General features: G+C 71.9%; 15 protein-coding genes and 2 tRNA genes. 14 read left to right on the forward strand and 3 right to left on the reverse strand.

Annotated features, from left to right (window positions below):
* Window positions 1–114: 114 nt before the first annotated feature.
* From ACIQNU_RS00365 to ACIQNU_RS00405, 9 genes are all read left to right on the forward strand, one after another.
* Entirely contained in the window at window positions 115–1431 is a 1317-nt protein-coding gene (locus tag ACIQNU_RS00365) for an extracellular solute-binding protein (RefSeq protein ID WP_401359100.1), read from the forward strand.
* 13 nt (window positions 1432–1444) lie between these two features.
* On the forward strand, window positions 1445–2389 hold the full coding sequence (locus ACIQNU_RS00370; protein WP_401359103.1) for a carbohydrate ABC transporter permease: 945 nt from the start codon (window positions 1445–1447) through the stop codon (window positions 2387–2389).
* A 101-nt stretch (window positions 2390–2490) separates the two neighbouring features.
* Window positions 2491–3375 carry a carbohydrate ABC transporter permease gene (locus ACIQNU_RS00375; RefSeq protein WP_401359106.1) on the forward strand — a complete coding sequence of 295 codons (885 nt, stop codon included), beginning with the start codon at window positions 2491–2493 and terminating at the stop codon, window positions 3373–3375.
* A 10-nt stretch (window positions 3376–3385) separates the two neighbouring features.
* The gene (locus ACIQNU_RS00380) at window positions 3386–5044 is read left to right on the forward strand and encodes a beta-N-acetylhexosaminidase (protein ID WP_401362316.1); all 1659 of its coding nucleotides are present in this window, start codon (window positions 3386–3388) and stop codon (window positions 5042–5044) included.
* A 265-nt stretch (window positions 5045–5309) separates the two neighbouring features.
* A complete protein-coding gene (locus tag ACIQNU_RS00385) occupies window positions 5310–6212 on the forward strand; it encodes an FAD binding domain-containing protein (protein WP_401359109.1) in 903 nt (300 codons plus the stop codon).
* Window positions 6209–8020, forward strand: coding sequence for a 2Fe-2S iron-sulfur cluster-binding protein (locus ACIQNU_RS00390; RefSeq protein ID WP_401359111.1), 1812 nt, complete (start codon window positions 6209–6211; stop codon window positions 8018–8020). The genes ACIQNU_RS00385 and ACIQNU_RS00390 overlap by 4 nt, the downstream gene beginning before the upstream one ends.
* Window positions 8017–10344 carry a xanthine dehydrogenase family protein molybdopterin-binding subunit gene (locus tag ACIQNU_RS00395; RefSeq protein ID WP_401359113.1) on the forward strand — a complete coding sequence of 776 codons (2328 nt, stop codon included), beginning with the start codon at window positions 8017–8019 and terminating at the stop codon, window positions 10342–10344. The genes ACIQNU_RS00390 and ACIQNU_RS00395 overlap by 4 nt, the downstream gene beginning before the upstream one ends.
* Window positions 10341–10889 carry an AAA family ATPase gene (locus ACIQNU_RS00400; RefSeq protein WP_401359116.1) on the forward strand — a complete coding sequence of 183 codons (549 nt, stop codon included), beginning with the start codon at window positions 10341–10343 and terminating at the stop codon, window positions 10887–10889. Before ACIQNU_RS00395 ends, ACIQNU_RS00400 begins: the two co-directional genes overlap by 4 nt.
* Window positions 10890–10964: 75 nt before the next feature.
* Window positions 10965–12155, forward strand: a complete 1191-nt coding sequence (locus ACIQNU_RS00405) for an SUKH-4 family immunity protein (RefSeq protein ID WP_401359118.1) — start codon at window positions 10965–10967, stop codon at window positions 12153–12155.
* A 135-nt stretch (window positions 12156–12290) separates the two neighbouring features.
* On the opposite strand, the gene ACIQNU_RS00410 is transcribed toward ACIQNU_RS00405, so the two are convergent.
* The 3 genes from ACIQNU_RS00410 to ACIQNU_RS00420 form a co-directional block, all read right to left on the reverse strand.
* Window positions 12291–12494, reverse strand: a complete 204-nt coding sequence (locus ACIQNU_RS00410) for a hypothetical protein (RefSeq protein ID WP_401359120.1) — start codon at window positions 12492–12494, stop codon at window positions 12291–12293.
* Between the two features lie 108 nt (window positions 12495–12602).
* Window positions 12603–12703 (reverse strand) — tRNA-OTHER (locus tag ACIQNU_RS00415).
* Window positions 12704–12719: 16 nt separating this feature from the next.
* Window positions 12720–12794: transfer RNA gene (locus ACIQNU_RS00420), tRNA-Cys, on the reverse strand.
* Window positions 12795–12937: 143 nt separating this feature from the next.
* Between ACIQNU_RS00420 and ACIQNU_RS00425 the strand changes: the two genes are divergently transcribed.
* From ACIQNU_RS00425 to ACIQNU_RS00445, 5 genes are all read left to right on the forward strand, one after another.
* Window positions 12938–13837, forward strand: coding sequence for an aldo/keto reductase (locus ACIQNU_RS00425; protein WP_401359123.1), 900 nt, complete (start codon window positions 12938–12940; stop codon window positions 13835–13837).
* Between the two features lie 80 nt (window positions 13838–13917).
* On the forward strand, window positions 13918–15411 hold the full coding sequence (locus ACIQNU_RS00430) for an MFS transporter (protein WP_401359125.1): 1494 nt from the start codon (window positions 13918–13920) through the stop codon (window positions 15409–15411).
* Window positions 15412–15584: 173 nt separating this feature from the next.
* Complete coding sequence (locus ACIQNU_RS00435; RefSeq protein WP_401359128.1) at window positions 15585–17375, forward strand: DEAD/DEAH box helicase; 1791 nt, start codon at window positions 15585–15587, stop codon at window positions 17373–17375.
* A 361-nt stretch (window positions 17376–17736) separates the two neighbouring features.
* A complete protein-coding gene (locus ACIQNU_RS00440) occupies window positions 17737–18438 on the forward strand; it encodes an IclR family transcriptional regulator (protein ID WP_401359131.1) in 702 nt (233 codons plus the stop codon).
* A gap of 78 nt (window positions 18439–18516) precedes the next feature.
* Window positions 18517–19314 (forward strand): S16 family serine protease, encoded by a 798-nt coding sequence (locus ACIQNU_RS00445; RefSeq protein ID WP_401359133.1) that lies wholly within the window; start codon window positions 18517–18519, stop codon window positions 19312–19314.
* Window position 19315: the final 1 nt, after the last annotated feature.

Below are 19315 nucleotides of genomic sequence, written 5' to 3' on the forward strand. Positions count from 1 at the left end.
AGAGTGGTCGAGACCTCTTGTCTGGGGTGTTGGTCTACTTCTAGCCTCCGTCGTGTTGTGCAGCACGAAACAGCCGTTGCGTATGCTGCAACGCGAAACCCGGAGGACCGCTCGATGAAGCTCCCGAAGCAGCTCTCGACCCGAATGGCCGCCCCGATAGCGGCACTTGTCGTCGCCGGTCTCACCGCGACTGCCTGCGCCCCGCAGAGCTCCGACACCAGCTCGGACAAGGACGAGAAGAGCGGCACCCTGCGCGTCTGGCTCTTCCAGGAGGTCAACAACAAGCCCAAGGAAGACGTCGTCAAGAGCGCCGTCGCCGCTTTCGAGAAGGCGCACGACGGTGCCGACGTCAAGGTCGAGTACATCCCGGTCGAGACCCGCGCCGAGAAGATCAAGGCCGCGTTCAACGACCCCGAGAGCGCCCCGGACGTCATCGAGTACGGCAACACCGACACCGCCGGATACGTCAAGGACGGTGGACTCGCCGACATCAGCAAGGAGTTCGGCGCCTGGGACGAGGCCAAGGACACCGACCCCACGGCCAAGGAGTCCGTCACCGTCGACGGCAAGATCTACGGCGCCCCCTACTTCGTCGGCGTACGCGCCCTCTACTACCGCACCGACCTTTTCAAGCAGCTGAAGATCGACGTACCGAAGACCCAGGACCAGCTCGTCGCCGCCGCGAAGAAGATCCGCAAGGCCGAGCCGGAGCTGTACGGCCTCGCCGTCGGCGGCGCCTACACCTATGGCGCGATGCCGTTCATCTGGGCCAACGGCGGTGAACTCGCCGACAAGAACGGCGACTCGTACACCTCCGCCATCGACAGCGCCGCCGCCCAGAAGGGCATCAAGAGCTACACCTCGCTCTTCGGCGCCGACAACTGTCCCGCCGCCAAGTGCGCGGGCATGGGCGGCAACGACACCGTCACCGCCTTCGCCTCGGGCAAGGCGGGCATGGCCATCGGCGGCGACTTCAGCCACCAGGCGATGGAGGACGGCGCGGTCAAGGGCAAGTACGCCGTCGTACCACTGCCGGGCGTCAAGGAGGGCGACATCGCCCCCGCCTTCGCCGGCGGCAACAACATCGGCGTCCTGAAGAGCACGTCCCACCGCACTCTCGCCGTCGACCTGGTCAAGGAGCTCGCCGGCAAGAAGACGCAGGGTGAACTCTTCGACGCGATGGGCTTCCTGCCGACCTACACGGACGTCCGCGAGGAGGCCGCGCGCAAGCAGCCGTACGTCGAGCCGTTCATCAAGACCCTCGGCGCCGGCGCCAAGTTCGTGCCCGCCTCGCCCGCCTGGGGCCAGATCGACGCCTCGCAGGTCCTGCCGACGATGTTCCAGGAGATCGTCAGCGGCCGTAAGGACGTGGCGGCGGCATCCGCCGACGCGGCGAAGAAGATGGACGCCGCGTTCGGCGCCACCGGCTGAGACACCGGCTCCCATGACGCACGACATCTCCCTCGCCGAGCCGCCCGTACGCAAGGGCCCGCCGCCCGCACGCGCGGCGCGGCGGCACCCGGCCTGGACCCCGTGGCTCTACCTCGCCCCCGCCCTGGTCGTCCTCGCCGGGCTGCTCGTCTACCCGATCTACCAACTCGGCCTGATCTCCTTCCTGGAGTACACCCAGGCCCAGGTCAGCGGCGGCGAGCCGACCACTTTCCAGGGCTTCGGCAACTACGCGACCCTCTTCCGCGACGAGCAGTTCTGGCAGGTGCTCCTCGCCACCGTGCTGTTCGCCGGCGCCTGTGTCGTCACCACCCTCGCCGTCGGCTGCGCGCTCGCCGTGCTGCTCACCCGGGTACGGGCCGTGCCCCGGCTCGCGCTGATGCTGGCGGCGCTCGGCGCGTGGGCGACGCCCGCGATCACCGGTTCCACGGTGTGGGTGTTCCTCTTCGACCCCGACTTCGGCCCGGTCAACAAGGTCCTCGGACTCGGTGACTTCTCCTGGACGTACGGACGCCTCAGCGCCTTCGCGCTGGTCATGCTCGAAGTGGTGTGGTGCTCCTTCCCGTTCGTGATGGTCACCGTGTACGCCGGGATCCGCGCCGTGCCCGCCGAGGTCCTGGAGGCCGCGTCGCTCGACGGCGCGTCGCAGTGGCGGATCTGGCGGTCGGTCCTCGCGCCGATGCTCCGGCCGATCCTGGTCGTCGTCACCATCCAGTCCGTCATCTGGGACTTCAAGGTCTTCACGCAGATCTATGTGATGACCAACGGCGGCGGAATCGCCGGACAGAACCTGGTGCTCAATGTGTACGCGTATCAAAAGGCGTTCGCGTCCTCGCAGTACAGCCTCGGTTCCGCGATCGGTGTCGTGATGCTGCTGATTCTGCTGGCGGTCACGCTCGTGTATTTGCGGCTGCTGCGGCGGCAGGGGGAGGAACTGTGAGCGCGGTCGCGCCGGTCACATCCGGTCAGGAGCCGAGTCGGGATTCGGGTCGGAAGGCGGGTCGGAAGGCGGGGCGGAAAGTGGGGGTTCCGGGCGGTCGGATGCCTGGTCAGAGGCCCGGTCAGGGGTCCGGTCCGGCTGGTCCCCGGGGCCGGCTTCGGATCCGCCGTCCCTGGCGGCTGGCCGCCGAGGCGTCCGCCCTGCTCATCGCGGTGGTCGTTGCATTCCCCCTTTATTGGATGGTGCTGTCGGCGTTCAAACCCGCGGGTGAGATCGAGTCGACCCGGCCCCGGCCGTGGACGCTCGACCCGTCGCTCGATTCTTTCCGGCGCGTCTTCCAACAGCAGGAATTCGGCCGCTACTTCCTCAACAGCCTGACCGTCGCGGTCTCCGTGGTGCTCGTGTCGGCGCTCATCGCATTCCTCGCGGCGACCGCGGTGACCCGCTTCCGGTTCCGATTCCGTACGACCCTGCTGATCATGTTCCTGATCGCACAGATGGTGCCCGTGGAAGGGCTCGCCATCCCGCTGTTCTTCCTGATGCGCGACCTCGGTCAGCTCAACACGCTGGGCGCCCTGATCCTGCCGCACATCGCCTTCTCGCTGCCCTTCGCGATCTGGATGCTGCGGGGATTCGTGAAGGCCGTCCCCGAAGCGCTGGAGGAGGCCGCGGCGCTGGACGGCGCGAGCCGCAGCCGATTCCTCTGGCAGATCCTCTTTCCGCTGGTCTTCCCCGGGCTCGTGGCGACGAGCGTCTTCTCCTTCATCTCCGCCTGGAACGACTTCCTCTTCGCCAAGTCCTTCATCATCAGCGACACCTCCCAATCGACCCTTCCGATGGCGCTGCTCGTGTTCTTCAAGCCCGATGAGAACGACTGGGGCGGGATCATGGCGGCATCCACGGTGATGACCATTCCGGTACTGGTCTTCTTCGTACTCGTACAGCGACGCCTGGTGTCCGGACTCGGCGGCGCGGTGAAGGACTGACGTGACCGATCTGCATCCCACTCACTCTCTGATTCCCGCTCCCCGACAGGTCTCCGGCCCTGACGGCGGGTCCTTCGAACTGGACGCGGAGACACGGCTCGTGGCCGCCGACGAGGCCGCGCAGGGCGTGGCGCGATGGCTGCGCGGCGCGCTCGGCGCCGCCACCGGGCTTCCCCTCTCGCCCTACGGCGCCGAGGGGGCGAACACCATCACGCTCTCCGTGGACCCGGCTCTCGCGGCCGAACTCGGCGACGAGGGCTACCGGATCGAGGTGACCCCCGACACCGCACGGCTGACCGGCGGCGGTCCCGCCGGTCTGTTCTGGGCCGCCCAGACCCTCCGTCAGCTCCTCGGCCCGGACGCCTACCGGTGCGCCCCGCTCCCCGGCCGCACCTGGCCCCTTCCGCCGATCAGCGCCGAGGACACGCCCCGCTTCGCCTGGCGCGGCCTCATGCTCGACGTCTCACGGCACTTCACGCCCAAGGACGGCGTCCTGCGCCATCTCGACCTGCTCGCCGCGCACAAACTGAACGTCTTCCATTTCCACCTCACCGACGACCAGGGCTGGCGCATCGAGATCAAGCGCTATCCCAAGCTGACCGAGTCGGGCTCCTGGCGGTCCCGCACGAAATACGGCCACCGCGCCTCACCCCTGTGGGAGGACAAGCCGCACGGTGGCTTCTACACCCAGGACGACATCCGCGAGATCGTCGCCTACGCCACCGCGCGGCATATCAGCGTCATCCCCGAAATCGACATCCCCGGCCACTCGCAGGCCGCCATCACCGCATACCCGGAACTCGGCAACACCGACGTCATCGACACGACCTCCCTCTCCGTCTGGGACACCTGGGGCGTCAATCCGAACGTACTCGCCCCCACTGACAACACCCTGCGGTTCTACGAGGGCGTACTCGAAGAAGTCCTCGATCTGTTCCCGGCCGGCGCGGGCCGCTTCTCGGAGTTCGTGCACATCGGCGGCGACGAGTGCCCCAAGGACCAGTGGAAGCAGTCGCCCGCGGCGCAGGCCCGTATCAAGGAACTCGGTCTGCGCGACGAGGACGAGTTGCAGTCCTGGTTCATCCGGCACTTCGACCACTGGCTCACCGCGCGCGGGCGCCGCCTCATCGGCTGGGACGAGATCCTGGAGGGCGGCCTCGCGCCCGGCGCCGCCGTCTCCTCCTGGCGCGGCTACCAGGGCGGCATCACGGCGGCCCGCGCGGGCCACGACGTCGTCATGTGCCCCGAGCAGCAGGTCTACCTGGACCACCGTCAGGACGGCGGCGCGGACGAGCCGGTGCCCATCGGCTGGGTCCGCACCCTGGAGGACGTCTACCGTTTCGAACCCGTTCCCCCGCAGCTCACCTCCGATGAAGCCCGCCATGTCCTGGGCACCCAGGCCAATGTGTGGACCGAGGTGATGGAGACCCCCGCGCGCGTGGACTACCAGGCGTACCCGCGCCTCGTGGCCTTCGCCGAGGTCGCCTGGAGCGCGCTGCCCGCCCCCGCCGACCGCGACTTCGCGGACTTCGAGCGCCGGATGGCCGTGCACTACCGGCGACTTGACGCCCTCGGTGTCGGCTACCGGCCGCCCACCGGCCCGCTGCCCTGGCAGCAGCGCCCCGGAGTCCTCGGCCGCCCCAAGGACGGCCCCCCGCCCGTCGTCTGAGAACCATCCGCGACCGCCCGAAAAGGGGTGGCGGGAACTCTACGGAAATGTCGCACAAGGGTCATCGAAAGAGTGGCAATGCGCCCGCACCGGGGAGGTCGGTCCATATCGGACCATCTCCCTGGTCGGGGGAGGAATGCCTCCTAGCGGACCCCTGCGTCGGCGCCTGGGGAAGATGTGCCAGAGTTGCCACGTCCGGCCTGTGAGCACGTACCGTACGGCAACACAGGCCGACCAGGTGGGACCGCGGGAAGGGGCAGCCGGTTTGACCACGCACGCACCGCAGGCGGCGCAGACGGCACCGTCGGTGAAGCTGCCTGCCACGCTGGACGAGGCAGTCGCGGCGCTCGCCGCGACGCCCGCCGCCGTGCCCGTCGCGGGCGGCACCGACCTCATGACCTCGGTCAACTCCGGCCAGCTGCGGCCCGCCGCGCTCGTCGGCCTCGGCCGCATCAGCGAGATCCGCGGCTGGCAGTACCAGGACGGGCACGCCCTGCTCGGCGCGGGCCTCACCCACGCGCGCATGGGACGCCCCGACTTCGCGGCGCTCATCCCCGCGCTCGCCGCCGCCGCACGCGCCGCGGGCCCGCCCCAGATCCGTAACGCGGGCACCCTCGGCGGGAACATCGCCACGGCCGCGCCGACCGGCGACGCGCTGCCCGTCCTGGCCGCGCTCGAAGCCACCGTCATCGTCGCGGGCGCGGGCGGCGCCCGCCGCGAGATCCCCGTCTCGCACCTCCTCGCCGGCATGGAACTGCTGCGCGGCGGCGAACTCATCGGGTACGTGCGGGTTCCGCTGCTGCACGCCCCGCAGGTCTTCCTCAAGGCGACCGGACGCACCGGACCCGGACGCGCCACCGCATCGGTCGCGCTCGTCCTGGACCCCGCGCGGCGCGGCATCCGGTGCGCGGTGGGCGCGGTCGCGCCGATGCCGCTGCGCCCGCTGGACGCCGAGCAGTGGATCGCCTCGCTCATCGACTGGGACGGGAGCCGTACGGTGGTTCCCGAGGCCCTGGAAGCCTTCGGCGAGTACGTCGCCGCGGCCTGCATCCCCGACGCCCCGCCCGCCGAGGACGGCTCGCCGCAGCCGCTGCCGCCCGCCGTCCTGCATCTGCGGCGCACCGTCGCCGTGCTGGCCCGACGAGCACTGGGGAGGGCGCTGTCATGACCGACGAGCAGCACTACACGGGCGGTTGGCAGCCGCTGCCGCAGGGCGAGTACGACTCCGACGCCACCGCCTTCGTGAAGCTCCCCGAAGGCGGCATCGACGCCCTCGCGGACAGCCCCCTGGCCGCCCCCGGTCACGGGTACGTCCCCCCGCAGATAACGGTCGCCCCGGCCGCGGCCGAGGCCACCGACCCGGCGGCCACCGGGACCTGGGTGCTGCCGGGTGCGGTGACAGGTGCGGTGCCGGGTGCGGTGACAGGTGCCGTACGGACGCCTACGTGGCCGGATCCCGAGGTGCTGCCCGAGGCGCCGCAGGACGGGACGGCGGTGCCGGGTGCCGCGCAGGCGGGGTACGACCCCGGTGCGTACGACCCGAGGGCGACCGGGCAGTGGTCCTTCCCGGACGCCGCCGAGGCGCAGCGGCCCGCCGCCGATGTGACCGGGCAGTGGTCGATCCCCGTGGCAGAGGGTGATCTTCCGGATGAATCGGGCGAGTTCACGACGTCGTCCCTGACCGCGCGCTGGGGCGGCACCCCGCCGGCGACCCTGCCGGGCGGAGCGGCGGCACCCTGGGCGACGGACACCGGGGCGGGCGGTCCCTGGGCGCCGGAGACGCCGGGCACCCGGGAGGCGCCGGGGACGCACGGCACGGAGCCCCTGGCCCAGGGCGGGCAGGCCGCCGACCCGCGGACCGCGCCCCCGCGCGCGCAGGAGCCCCCGTCGCCCGATCCGTACCCGTACTTCGAGGAGCGCGCCGTCCCGGCGGACCGGGCCGCCGCGCGGGAGCACCAGCGGCACGGCGGCCACGACCCGCACGCGGTCCGCGAGGACCACACCGCGCGCGAGGACCACGCCGTCCAGGAGGACCACCCGGCGCGCGAGGAGTACGCGGTCCACGGCGACCGGGCCGATCACGCGGCCCCGGCCGACCACGCCCCCACCGCCGAGCCCACCGAGGCCGGACCGCAGGACGAGCCCGCCGCCGACCACCCGGAAGGCGAGAGCGCCGCCGCCCCCGCGCCGGAATCCGCACCGGACCGGGACCACCAGGACCAGGCACAGGACCCGGAGCCGGCACCGGAGTCGACTCCGGCACCGGAGCCGGACGAGGACCAGGGCGAGGACGTGGCGCCCCTCGTCCACCACGACGAACACCCCCTCGTCTCCTACGTCCTGAGGGTCAACGGCACCGACCGCCCCGTCACCGACGCCTGGATCGGCGAGTCACTGCTCTACGTGCTGCGGGAGCGCCTCGGGCTCGCGGGCGCCAAGGACGGCTGCTCACAGGGCGAGTGCGGCGCCTGCAACGTCCAGGTCGACGGCCGCCTCGTCGCCTCCTGCCTGGTGCCGTCGGCCACCACGGCGGGCAGCGAGGTCCGTACCGTCGAAGGGCTCGCGGCCGACGGACAGCCGTCCGACGTGCAGCGGGCGCTCGCCAAGTGCGGCGCCGTCCAGTGCGGGTTCTGCGTCCCCGGCATGGCGATGACCGTGCACGACCTCCTGGAGGGCAACCCGGCACCCTCCGACCTGGAGGCCCGCCAGGCGCTCTGCGGCAACCTCTGCCGCTGCTCCGGCTACCGGGGCGTCCTGGACGCCGTACGCGAGGTCGTCGCCGAGCGCGCGTCGTCCGCGGCGGACGCCGAACAGGACGACGACAGCGCCAACGGCGACAAAGGCGACAACGGCGACCGCACCGGCGAGTTCCGTATCCCGCACCAGGCGGGCCCCGGCGCCGGCGGCGTCAACCCCACCGCACACGACACGTACCGCGCGTACGGCCGGGACGGCCAGGACGGAGCCCCGGCGTGAGCAAGGAAGCCACAGCGTCGACAGCGTCCACGGTGACCTCCGCCAGGCCCGCGCCCGCCCCCGATCCCCTTCCGCACGGCCTGGGTTCGTCGCTCCCGTCGGCGCACGCCCAGGCGAAGACGGAGGGCACCTTCCCGTACGCGTCGGACCTGTGGGCCGAGGGCCTGCTCTGGGCCGCCATCCTGCGCTCCCCGCACCCGCACGCGCGCATCGTGTCCGTCGACACCACCCACGCGCGCGGGATGCCCGGCGTACGGGCCGTCGTCACCCAGGAGGACGTGCCCGGCGCCACCGAGCACGGGCGCGGCACCACGGACCGGCCCGTCTTCGCGTCCGAGGTCGTGCGCCACCACGGCGAGCCGATCGCCGCCGTCGCCGCCGACCACCCCGACACCGCGCGGATGGCCGCCGCCGCGATCATCGTCGAGTACGAGGTCCTCGACCCGGTCATCGACCCGGAGAAGGCGTTCGAGGCCGAACCCCTGCACCCCGACGGCAACTTGATCCGGCACATCCCGCTGCGCCACGGCGACCCGGAGGCGGTCGGCGAGATCGTCGTCGAGGGCCTGTACCGCATCGGCCGTCAGGACCCGGCGCCCATCGGCGCGGAGGCCGGACTCGCCGTGCCGCGCCCGGACGGCGGCGTCGAGCTGTACGTCGCGTCCACCGACCCGCACACCGACCGGGACATGGCCGCCGCCTGCTACGGCCTCGACACCGACCGCGTCAAGGTCGTCGTCACCGGCGTGCCGGGCGCGACCGCCGACCGGGAGGACCCGGGTTTCCAACTGCCCCTCGGTCTGCTCGCCCTGCGCACCGGCTGCCCGGTGAAACTGACCGCCACGCGCGAGGAGTCCTTCCTCGGCCACGCGCACCGGCACCCGACCCTGCTGCGCTACCGCCACCACGCGGACGCCGACGGACGTCTGGTGAAGGTCGAGGCGCAGGTCCTGCTCGACGCGGGCGCGTACGCGGACACGTCGTCCGACGCGCTCGCCGCCGCGGTGTCCTTCGCGTGCGGCCCGTACGTCGTCCCGAACGCCTTCATCGAGGGCTGGGCGGTCCGTACGAACAACCCGCCGTCGGGGCACGTACGCGGCGAGGGCGCCCTCCAGGTGTGCGCCGCCTACGAGGCGCAGATGGACAAGCTCGCCAAGAAACTCGGCGTCGACCCGGCCGACGTACGGCTGCGCAACGCGCTCGCGACCGGCGACATCCTGCCCACCGGGCAGACCGTCACCTGCCCCGCGCCCGTCGCCGAACTCCTCACCGCCGTAAGGGACTTCCCGCTGCCCGCGCTGCCCAAGGACACCCCCGAGGACGAATGGCTGCTGCCCGGCGGCCCCGAGGGCGCGGGTGAGCCCGGTGCCGTACGCCGTGGCGTGGGCTACGGCCTCGGCATGGTGCACATGCTCGGCGCCGAGGGCACCGACGAGGTCGCCACGGCCACCGTGAAGGTCCATGACGGGGTCGCGACGGTCATCTGCGCGGCCGTCGAGACCGGGCAGGGGTTCACCACCCTCGCGCGCCAGATCGTGCAGGAGACGCTCGGCCTGGACGAGGTGCACGTCGCGTCCGTCGACACCGACCAGCCGCCCGCCGGGCCCGGCTGCCGGGGACGGCACACCTGGGTGTCCGGCGGCGCCGTCGAACGCGCCGCGAAGATGGTCCGTACGCAGCTTCTCCAGCCGCTCGCGCACAAGTTCGGCATGTCGACGGAGCTGCTCCAGATCGCCGACGGCAAGATCACCTCATACGACGGTGTGCTGTCGACGACCGTGTCCGAGGCCATGGACGGCAAGGAGCTGTGGGCCACCGCGCAGTGCCGCCCGCACCCGACGGAGCCGCTGGACGAGGCGGGCCAGGGTGACGCCTTTGTGGGCCTCGCCTTCTGCGCGATCCGCGCGGTGGTCGACGTCGACATCGAACTCGGCTCGGTACGGGTCGTGGAACTCGCCGTCGCGCAGGACGTGGGCCGGGTCCTCAACCCCGCGCAGCTCGCCGCCCGGATCGAGGCCGGCGTCACCCAGGGCGTCGGCGCCGCGCTGACGGAGAACCTGCGCACCCCGCGCGGCCTGGTCCGCCACCCCGACCTCACCGGGTACGCGCTGCCGACCGCCCTGGACACCCCCGACATCCGCATCGTGAAGCTGGTCGAGGAGCGGGACGTGGTCGCGCCGTTCGGCGCCAAGGCGGCCAGCGCGGTGCCGGTCGTGACGTCTCCGGCGGCCATCGCGTCGGCGGTACGGGCGGCGACGGGCCGCCCGGTGACCCGCCTGCCGATCCGCCCGCAGGCGGCGGTGGTCACGACACCGGTGTCGTGACGCGGCAGGCACCGGGCCCCGGGGTGGTGCTCATCACGGGCATCATGGCCTCCGGCAAGTCGACGGTGGCCCAGTCCCTCGCGGAACGCCTCCCGCGCGCGGTGCACGTCCGGGGCGATGTCTTCCGCCGGATGATCGTGTCCGGGCGCCATGAGTACACGCCCGGAACCGAGGACCCGGAGGCGGTGGCCCAACTGGCGCTCCGCCACCGCCTGTCGGCGACGACGGCGGACGCGTACGCGCGCGCGGGGTTCACGGCGATCGTCCAGGACGTGGTGCTGGGCGCGGGCCTGGGGGCCTATCCGGGGCTGGTGCGGACGCGCCCGTTCCACGTGGTCGTCCTGGCGCCGGACGCCGAGACGGTCGCGGCCCGGGAGTCCGGCCGGGCCAAGACGGGCTACGGCGCCTGGACGGTGGCCGAGCTGGACCGCGCACTCCGCGATGAGACCCCGCGGATCGGGCTGTGGCTGGACAGTTCGGGGCTCGACGTGGCCGGGACGGTCGACGCGGTGCTGGCGCGGTGGGCGGAGGCGCGGGTCGCCTGACGGGTGATTGTCAGTGGTGGCCCGTAGGGTTCTGGGCAGGTGGGGAAGCCGGGGATTCGCGGGTGCGGGGGAAACATGAGTACGACGAAGACGATCACGTTGAGCGGGGACGAACTGGGGGCGCACGTCCCGCACGGCGGCACGCGGCGCTGGCTCGCCGGGCCCGGACTGCCGTCGGACGGCGCGCTGTTCGGCTTCGAGGCGCTGCGGAGGGGCGGGGGCGGGCCGAGGCGCACGGCGGACCATGTGGGGGATCCCGCCCGACTCCCCTCCGACGTACGGGACCTGCTGGTGATAGGTGAGGTCCATGCCGGGGGCGGGGGCGGGGGCGGGGGCGAGGACCTGGGGGAGTGGGTCCTGCTCGACGGCGCCACGGGCGAGGTCTCCTCGGTTCCGGTGCTGCACGACCGCCCCGACCTGATGGAGCGCACCCCGCTCGCACCGTCCCTGAAGGCGCTGGTGGAGTGCGCTGAGGCGACGGGTCAACTCCTCGACACCCGGGGCCAGTTCGCGGCGCACGAAGGGCGGTACGGCGCGGAGGCGGTGGCCGAGGCGGTGCAGCAGTTGCAGTCGGTCTTCCAGCACGCGATGGAGGGCGCGGCCGAAGTGCCTTTGTACTGGCGGATCACGGCCCTGATCCGCCCGCTCGCCCGGATCGCGGGGCCCGGGACGGACCTGGCGCTGGACTTCCCGGTGCGGCTCCTCGACGAGGAGTTCGGGCCCGGCGGGGTGATGCGGTTCGAGGACGTGGACTTCCCGGCCACCCTCACGCACGAGCCGACGCGCCGTTTTCTGCGGGACGTGGGGCTGCCCGAGGACGGCGGCATGTTCCAGCTCGACACGGACATACCGCTGCCGACGCTCACGGAACACCACGAGGAGGAGGACCCGGCCGGCCCGCTCCCTCCCCACGCGGACCACCTCATACGCCTCGGCTACCTCATCGAGGACACGGACCTCGTGATCGACGGCACGACGGGCGAGGTACAAGCCTGGTCGATCCCGGAGGCGTCCCTGAGCCCCCTCAACACGGACGTCTCCACCCTGGCCTTCACCCTCTGGCTCCTCCACCGAGAACGCGAACTGGACGACGACCAGCACAACGAAATGACGACGGAGGCGTATGAGCATCTGGCAGCCACGATGACGGAGGTCCTACGGACGGTCGACCCAAAGGCGGCCCCAGCCCCCTCGGAACTCCCCTCGGCCGCGGACTGGCGCTACTGGCCGGAGGTCTTCCAGGACGAGGCGGGAGGCGTGCTGTAGCCCCCAGGGGGCTGAGGAGAAGGCCGTGGCGGCACGCAACTCCCCGCGGGCGGAGCCCGCTGATGGATGCCCGGCAGGTTTATCGGTGGTGGTCAGCATCGGCCAGGGCCACGAGCGGCCCCGTGTCGACCACGATCACTCGCCGAACCCTGTCTCCCGCAGAATCTCGTCCGCGCGCGCGGAGGTGTCGGAGTGCCCGGAGTGGCCCATGCCGATGAACGCGGGGCGCGCCGGGCGGGAGGTGCGCTCTATGAACGGTCGCAGGCTTTGCACCACGGCGTCGATGTCATCGTCCGGCACGCGGTCGATGAGCGCATGCAGCTCTTCCCGTGTCGTCATGGTTCCAGGGTAGCCATGTGGCGACCGTGCGGCTCTGGGCAGCGGGTAGCACCACCTGCGGCCCTATGGGCGGCACCGCGGACAGCGCCCAAACCGCCCATGATCAGATGGAGGCCGTGGCGGGAATCGAACCCACGTAACTCCCCGCGGGCGGAGCCCGCTGATGGATGCAGTGCAGGCGAGCCCCTGGACCACTCGGGCGCACCGCCCCCCAAGGGGCTGGTTTGGAGGCCGTGACGAGAATCGAACTCGTGTAACTCGCTTTGCAGGCGAGCCCCTAATCCACTCGGGCACACGGCCATGTTCACTGTTCTGGGTTCACTGTTCTGAACTTCTTGGTCTCGACCGTAAGTCCCCGCCCCCGACCCCTCAAGCCCCCCGCCCCCGCTGCAACGCGACTGCCACACCGCGTTCATGAAACGGGGCGTGCGAGACTCCCCGGTATGGGTTCTGAGACGATCACCGCCGCGGACGCCGGTACCTGGAAGTTCGGCGAACTCTCCGTCAATCGGCTGGGGCTCGGGGCCATGCGGCTTACCGGGAGTGCTGCCTTTGATCTGGGGGTGCCCCGGGAGCGGGAGCCTTCGATTGCCGTGGTGCGGCGGGCCGTCGAACTCGGGGTCAATCACATCGACACGGCGTCGTTCTACTTCTCCTCGCTGCGGTCGGCCAATGAGCTGATCAACCGGGCGCTCGACCCGTACCCCGACGACCTGGTCATCGTCAGCAAGGTCGGTCCGGGCCGGGACCCGTCCGGGACGTGGTACTGGGCCACGCCCGATCAGTTGCGCGGGCAGGTCGAGGAGAATCTGCGGCAGCTCGGCCGCGACCACCTCGACGTGGTGAATCTGCGCGCCAAGCGCCCCGGCACCCCGATCGCGGAGCTGTTCGGCGCGCTCGCCGAGCTGCGTGACGCCGGTCTCGTCCGGCACCTCGGCGTCTCCAACGTCGACCAGGAGCAACTGGCCGCCGCACGGGCCATCGCGCCGGTCGTCTGCGTACAGAATCCGTACAGCGTCGACGCGGGCCGCGCAGCGGGCGACGACCTGCTGAGGTTCTGCGGTGAGCAGGGCATCGCCTTCGTGCCGTTCTACGCCCTCGCCGGTGAAGGGCGCGACATCGGCCGCCAGGGTGACGAGGTCGGCACCGTGGAGGACATCGCCCGCGCGCACGGCGCCTCGGTCACCCAGGTCCGTATCGCGTGGACGCTCCAGCAGGGACCCCACGTCCTGGCCATCCCCGGCACCGGGAACCCGGACCACCTCGCCGAGAACGTCGCCGCCGCCGGCCTGCGCCTCACATCCGAGGAGATGGCCCGCCTCGACGCCCTCGGCAAGGTGTAGGGGTCGTACGACCTGCGGACCAGGTGGTCCCCGTCTCCCGACAGGGGCCAAGCTCCCGTTCGCCCCTTACGCTGGCCTGCATGACCGCCCCCGAACCGCGCGACACCGACGTCGCCGCCGTCCCTCACGCCGAACCGGCCACACCCGGCCCCGTACCCATGGAGACCGGCGTCCTCGGCCGGACCTACCGCGCGCTCAGCATCGGCATCGTCTCCGTCGTCCTGCTCATCGCCTTCGAGGCGACGGCGGTCGGGACGGCGATGCCGGTGGCGGCGCGGGAGCTGGACGGGGTCTCGCTCTACGCGTTCGCGTTCTCCGGGTACTTCACCACGAGCCTGTTCGGCATGGTCCTGTCCGGGCAGTGGGCCGACCGGAAGGGGCCGCTCGGGCCGCTGGCCGCCGGCATCACGGCCTTCGCGCTCGGGCTGCTGCTGTCGGGGACGGCCGGCGCGATGTGGCTGTTCATCCTCGGCCGCGCGGTCCAGGGTCTCGGCGGCGGCCTGGTGATCGTGGCGCTGTACGTGATCGTCGGCCGGGCGTATCCGGAGCGGTTGCGTCCGGCGATCATGGCGGCGTTCGCGGCGAGCTGGGTGATCCCCTCGGTCGTGGGGCCGCTCGCGTCCGGCGCGGTCACCGAACATCTCGGCTGGCGCTGGGTGTTCACCGGTATCCCGGTCCTGGTCGTCCTGCCGCTGGCCCTCGCGCTCCCGCAGATACGCCGCCGGGCATCGGGCCCGGCCCCCCGGACCGACCCGGCCGACGGCACCAGCAAGGCCGCCGACCCGCCCGGCCGCCGCCTCCGCCTCGCGCTCGGCATCTCCCTCGGCGCCGGCCTCCTCCAGTACGCCGCCCAGGACCTCCGCTGGCTGTCCCTGATCCCCGGCATCGCGGGCGCCGCACTGCTCGTACCGGCCGTGCTGGGGCTGTTGCCGCGCGGTACGTACCGGGCGGTGCGCGGGCTGCCCAGCGTGGTGCTGCTGCGCGGGATCGCGGCGGGCTCGTTCATCGCGGCGGAATCCTTCGTACCGCTGATGCTGGTCACCCAGCGGGGGCTGTCGCCGACGCTGGCCGGGCTGTCGCTCGCGGCGGGCGGCGTGACGTGGGCCCTGGGCAGCTTCATGCAGTCGCGGGTACGGGACGAGGCGCGGCGGCAGCGGTGGATGGTCTTCGGGATGGTGCTGGTCGCGGCGGCCATCGCGACGGCGCCGACGGTGCTCGTGGACGCGGTACCGGTGTGGATCGTCGCCGTCGCCTGGGGCTACGGCTGCTTCGGCATGGGCCTGGTGATCTCGTCGACCAGCGTGCTGCTGCTCCAGCTCTCCCCGCCGGCCGAGGCGGGCACCAACTCGGCGGCGCTCCAGATCTCGGACGGCCTGTCGAACGTCCTGCTGCTCGCCGCGGGCGGCGCGGCCTTCGCGGCGCTCGGCGGGGGAGCCGTCGGGGCGGCCGGCGCCCACGGTGCACTGACCGGCGACAGCTCCCACCCCGCCGCCTTCGCCTCGGTGTTCCTGCCGATGGCGGCGGTGGCGCTGATCGGGGCGTGGGTGGCGGGACGGCTGCGCGAGAGGCAGTGAGCGGGGGTACGGGGACCGACCATCCGTCGGCACGGCCCGAAGGCCACGACGCCGTCGTGTGAGGTGTGTCGCACCCGGCTCAGGGGCCCGGTGTTGGCGCGTGGGTGTTTCCGTCGCACCGGTAGGGTGGCCCGGTTGTCATACGTAGCCGAGGCCGATCAAGACCGGAGACCGTGACTACCACCACCTCCTCGCACCATCTCTCACCCGCCTTCCCCGGCCGTGCCCCCTGGGGCACCGCCAACAAGCTGCGTGCCTGGCAGCAGGGGGCGATGGAGACGTACCTCCGGGAGCAGCCGCGCGACTTCCTCGCCGTGGCGACCCCGGGCGCCGGAAAGACCACGTTCGCGCTGACCCTCGCGTCCTGGCTGCTGCACCACCATGTCGTGCAGCAGGTCACGGTGGTCGCGCCGACCGAGCATCTGAAGAAGCAGTGGTCCGAGGCGGCGGCCCGGATAGGGATCAAGCTGGACCCGGAGTACAGCGCGGGCCCGCTCAGCCGCGAGTACGACGGCATCGCCCTCACGTACGCCGGTGTCGGCGTCCGCCCGATGCTGCACCGCAACCGCGTCGAGCAGCGCAAGACCCTGGTCATCCTCGACGAGATCCACCACGCCGGTGACTCCAAGTCGTGGGGCGAGGCGTGCATGGAGGCGTTCGAACCGGCGACCCGGCGGCTCGCGCTCACCGGTACGCCCTTCCGGTCCGACACCAACCCGATCCCCTTCGTCGCGTACGAGGAGGGCAACGACGGCATCCGGCGGTCGTCCGCCGACTACACCTACGGCTACGGCAGCGCCCTCGGCGACGGCGTCGTGCGGCCCGTCATCTTCCTCTCCTACAGCGGCAACATGCGCTGGCGCACCAAGGCGGGCGACGAGATCGCCGCGCGCCTCGGCGAGCCGATGACCAAGGACGCGATCTCGCAGGCGTGGCGCACCGCCCTCGACCCGCGCGGCGACTGGATGCCCAACGTGCTGCGCGCCGCCGACCGGCGCCTCGGCGAGGTACGCAAGAGCATCCCCGACGCCGGCGGACTCGTCATCGCGTCGGACCAGGACTCGGCCCGCTCCTACGCCAAACTCCTCCGCGAGATCACCGGCACCAAGGCGACCGTCGTGCTGTCGGACGACTCCGGCGCGTCGAACCGTATCGACGAGTTCAGCGCGGGCGACGACCGCTGGATGGTCGCCGTCCGCATGGTCTCCGAAGGCGTGGACGTGCCCCGGCTCTCCGTCGGCGTGTACGCGACGACCATTTCCACGCCTCTCTTCTTCGCCCAGGCCGTCGGCCGTTTCGTACGGTCACGGCGGCGCGGCGAGACCGCGTCCGTGTTCCTGCCGACCATCCCGGACCTCCTCACCTTCGCCAACGAGATGGAGGTCGAGCGCGACCACGTGCTCGACAAGCCGAAGAAGGACGGCGAAGAGGAAGACCCGTACGCCGAGTCCGAGAAGGAGATGGAGGAGGCCAACCGGGAGGAGGACGAGGACACCGGCGAGCAGGACATGCTGCCCTTCGAGGCGCTGGAGTCCGACGCCGTCTTCGACCGGGTCCTCTACGACGGCGCCGAGTTCGGCATGCAGGCGCACCCCGGCAGCGAGGAGGAGCAGGACTACCTCGGGATCCCCGGGCTCCTCGAACCCGACCAGGTGCAGCTTCTCCTCCAGAAGCGGCAGGCCCGGCAGATCGCGCACAGCCGCAAGAAGCCGGACGAGGAGGCCGACCTCCTCGAACTGCCCGCCGAGCGGCGGCCGGTGGTCAGCCACAAGGAGATGCTCGACCTGCGCAAGCAGCTCAACACCCTCGTCGGCGCCTACGTCCATCAGAGCGGCAAGCCGCACGGAGTGATCCACACCGAGCTGCGCCGGGTGTGCGGGGGACCGCCGAGCGCGGAGGCCACCGCCGGGCAGCTCCGCCAGCGCATCGACAAGGTGAGGGAGTGGGCCACCCGGATGCGGTGACCCCCGACCCGGATGCAGGGGACGACCGTCCCGGTCCACCCTCACTGTGGGGACCTCGTGATCACTTGTGCCCGTTCGGTGCGCGGGCGCGGCGTTTTTCGGGGCAAGGTGGGCGCTCTCTGTGAGTGTCTGCCCGGATTCTGGACGGAGTCTTCCGCTGAGCGAACCTGAGTCGCTACATTCCCGTGAACGCACACGCACCGTGGCAGCGCCGCCGCGCAGTGCAGCCGGTGCCCGGGGGCACAGCGCCAGCGCCCCAGGTCGTTTCCCTGCCGGCGGCCTCTGACGCGCGTCGCCGGCGGGACGGTGACGCGAACCTCCAGAACGGCCGTCGACCCTCATCCACGAAGGAGTGGGCGTCGTGACCGCGGAGACTTCTCAGACGCTCGACCGAGGACTGCGGGTCCTCAAGTTGCTCGCCGACACCGACCACGGCCTGACCGTCACCGAACTGTCCACCAAGCTCGGTGTGAACCGCACCGTCGTCTACCGGCTCCTCGCCACCCTGGAACAGCACGCCCTCGTCCGCCGCGACCTCGGCGGCCGGGCCCGCGTCGGACTCGGTGTGCTGCGCCTGGGCCGCCAGGTGCATCCGCTGGTACGGGAGGCCGCGCTGCCCGCGCTGCGCTCCCTCGCCGAGGACATCGGCGCCACCGCGCATCTGACCCTGGTCGACGGTACGGAGGCGCTGGCCGTCGCCGTCGTCGAGCCGACCTGGACGGACTACCACGTCGCGTACCGGACCGGCTTCCGGCACCCGCTGGACCGGGGAGCCGCGGGCCGGGCGATCCTCGCGGCCCGCCAGAGCAGCGCCGCGAAGGGGGCCGCGAAGGGCGCGGCCAAGGGGGTCGGCAAGGGGGGCACCACGGGTGCCGGCGACCCCGCGTACATCCTCACCCACGGCGAGCTGGAGGCGGGCGCGAGCGGTGCGGCGGCGGCCCTGCTCGGCGTCACCGGGGTCGAGGGCAGCGTCGGAGTGGTGATGCTCTCGGACTCCGTACCGGAGCGGGTGGGGCCGCGGGTCGTGGACGCCGCCCGCGAGGTGGCGGACGCCCTGCGCTAGCACCCCGGTCGACCCATGCCCCGGGCACCCGTGCCCCCGGCACCCCCTGTCCCGAGCGCCCCGCAGGACACACCCCGTATGTTAGGGAGCGTGCCTCGCCTCACTCGCTCCCAGACCGTCGCCCTCTGCGCCCTGCCCGTCGCCGCCCTGCTCGCCACCGCGGCGGCGGCCCCGCTCCCCTTCTCCGTGGCGCAGCCCGGGATGACGGCGAACGTGCTCGGCGACAACAAGGGCACCCCGGTCATCACCATCCAGGGCGCCCCGCTGCGCGACACCCGGGGCGAGCTGCGGATGACGACGATCGAGGCGACGGCGCCCGACACGACGGTCCGCCTCGGCCAGATCGTGGACGACTGGTTCCGTACGGACCGCGCGGTGATGCCCCGCGACGCCGTCTACCCGGCGGGCGACACCACCAAGGAGATCGAGCAGCACAACACGCAGGAGATGAAGAAGTCCCAGGACACCGCGACCACCGCGGCCCTGTCCTTCCTCGGCGACGACCCGTCGAAGGTCAAGGTCACCCTGGAACTCGCCCAGGTCGGCGGGCCCAGCGCCGGACTCCTCTTCTCCCTCGGCATCGTCGACAAGCTCGACGGCGACGGCAGCGGCGGCGATCTGACCGGCGGCCGTACGATCGCGGGCACCGGCACGATCGACTCCGGCGGGAACGTCGGCCCGGTCGGCGGAGTCGCCCTGAAGACGCAGGCCGCGCACCGGGACGGCGCGACCGTGTTCCTGGTGCCGAAGGCGGAGTGCTCGGACGCGAAGGCCGACCTCCCGAAGGGGCTGCGGCTCATCCCGGTCACGGACCTCAAGGGCGCGGTGAACTCGCTGCGCGCCCTGGAGAAGGGCGGCTCGGTCCCGAGCTGCTGAC

This window comes from Streptomyces sp. NPDC091292 (genome assembly GCF_044757265.1).
Lineage (GTDB): Bacteria > Actinomycetota > Actinomycetes > Streptomycetales > Streptomycetaceae > Streptomyces.

Coding starts and splice junctions, on each gene's coding strand:
- ACIQNU_RS00445 (WP_401359133.1), top strand. CDS start 18,517: ATGTTAGGGAGCGTGCCTCGCCTCACTCGCTCCCAGACCGTCGCCCTC.
- ACIQNU_RS00425 (WP_401359123.1), top strand. CDS start 12,938: ATGGGTTCTGAGACGATCACCGCCGCGGACGCCGGTACCTGGAAGTTC.
- ACIQNU_RS00410 (WP_401359120.1), bottom strand. CDS start 12,494: ATGACGACACGGGAAGAGCTGCATGCGCTCATCGACCGCGTGCCGGAC.
- ACIQNU_RS00375 (WP_401359106.1), top strand. CDS start 2,491: ATGCCTGGTCAGAGGCCCGGTCAGGGGTCCGGTCCGGCTGGTCCCCGG.
- ACIQNU_RS00370 (WP_401359103.1), top strand. CDS start 1,445: ATGACGCACGACATCTCCCTCGCCGAGCCGCCCGTACGCAAGGGCCCG.
- ACIQNU_RS00390 (WP_401359111.1), top strand. CDS start 6,209: ATGACCGACGAGCAGCACTACACGGGCGGTTGGCAGCCGCTGCCGCAG.
- ACIQNU_RS00430 (WP_401359125.1), top strand. CDS start 13,918: ATGACCGCCCCCGAACCGCGCGACACCGACGTCGCCGCCGTCCCTCAC.
- ACIQNU_RS00365 (WP_401359100.1), top strand. CDS start 115: ATGAAGCTCCCGAAGCAGCTCTCGACCCGAATGGCCGCCCCGATAGCG.
- ACIQNU_RS00405 (WP_401359118.1), top strand. CDS start 10,965: ATGAGTACGACGAAGACGATCACGTTGAGCGGGGACGAACTGGGGGCG.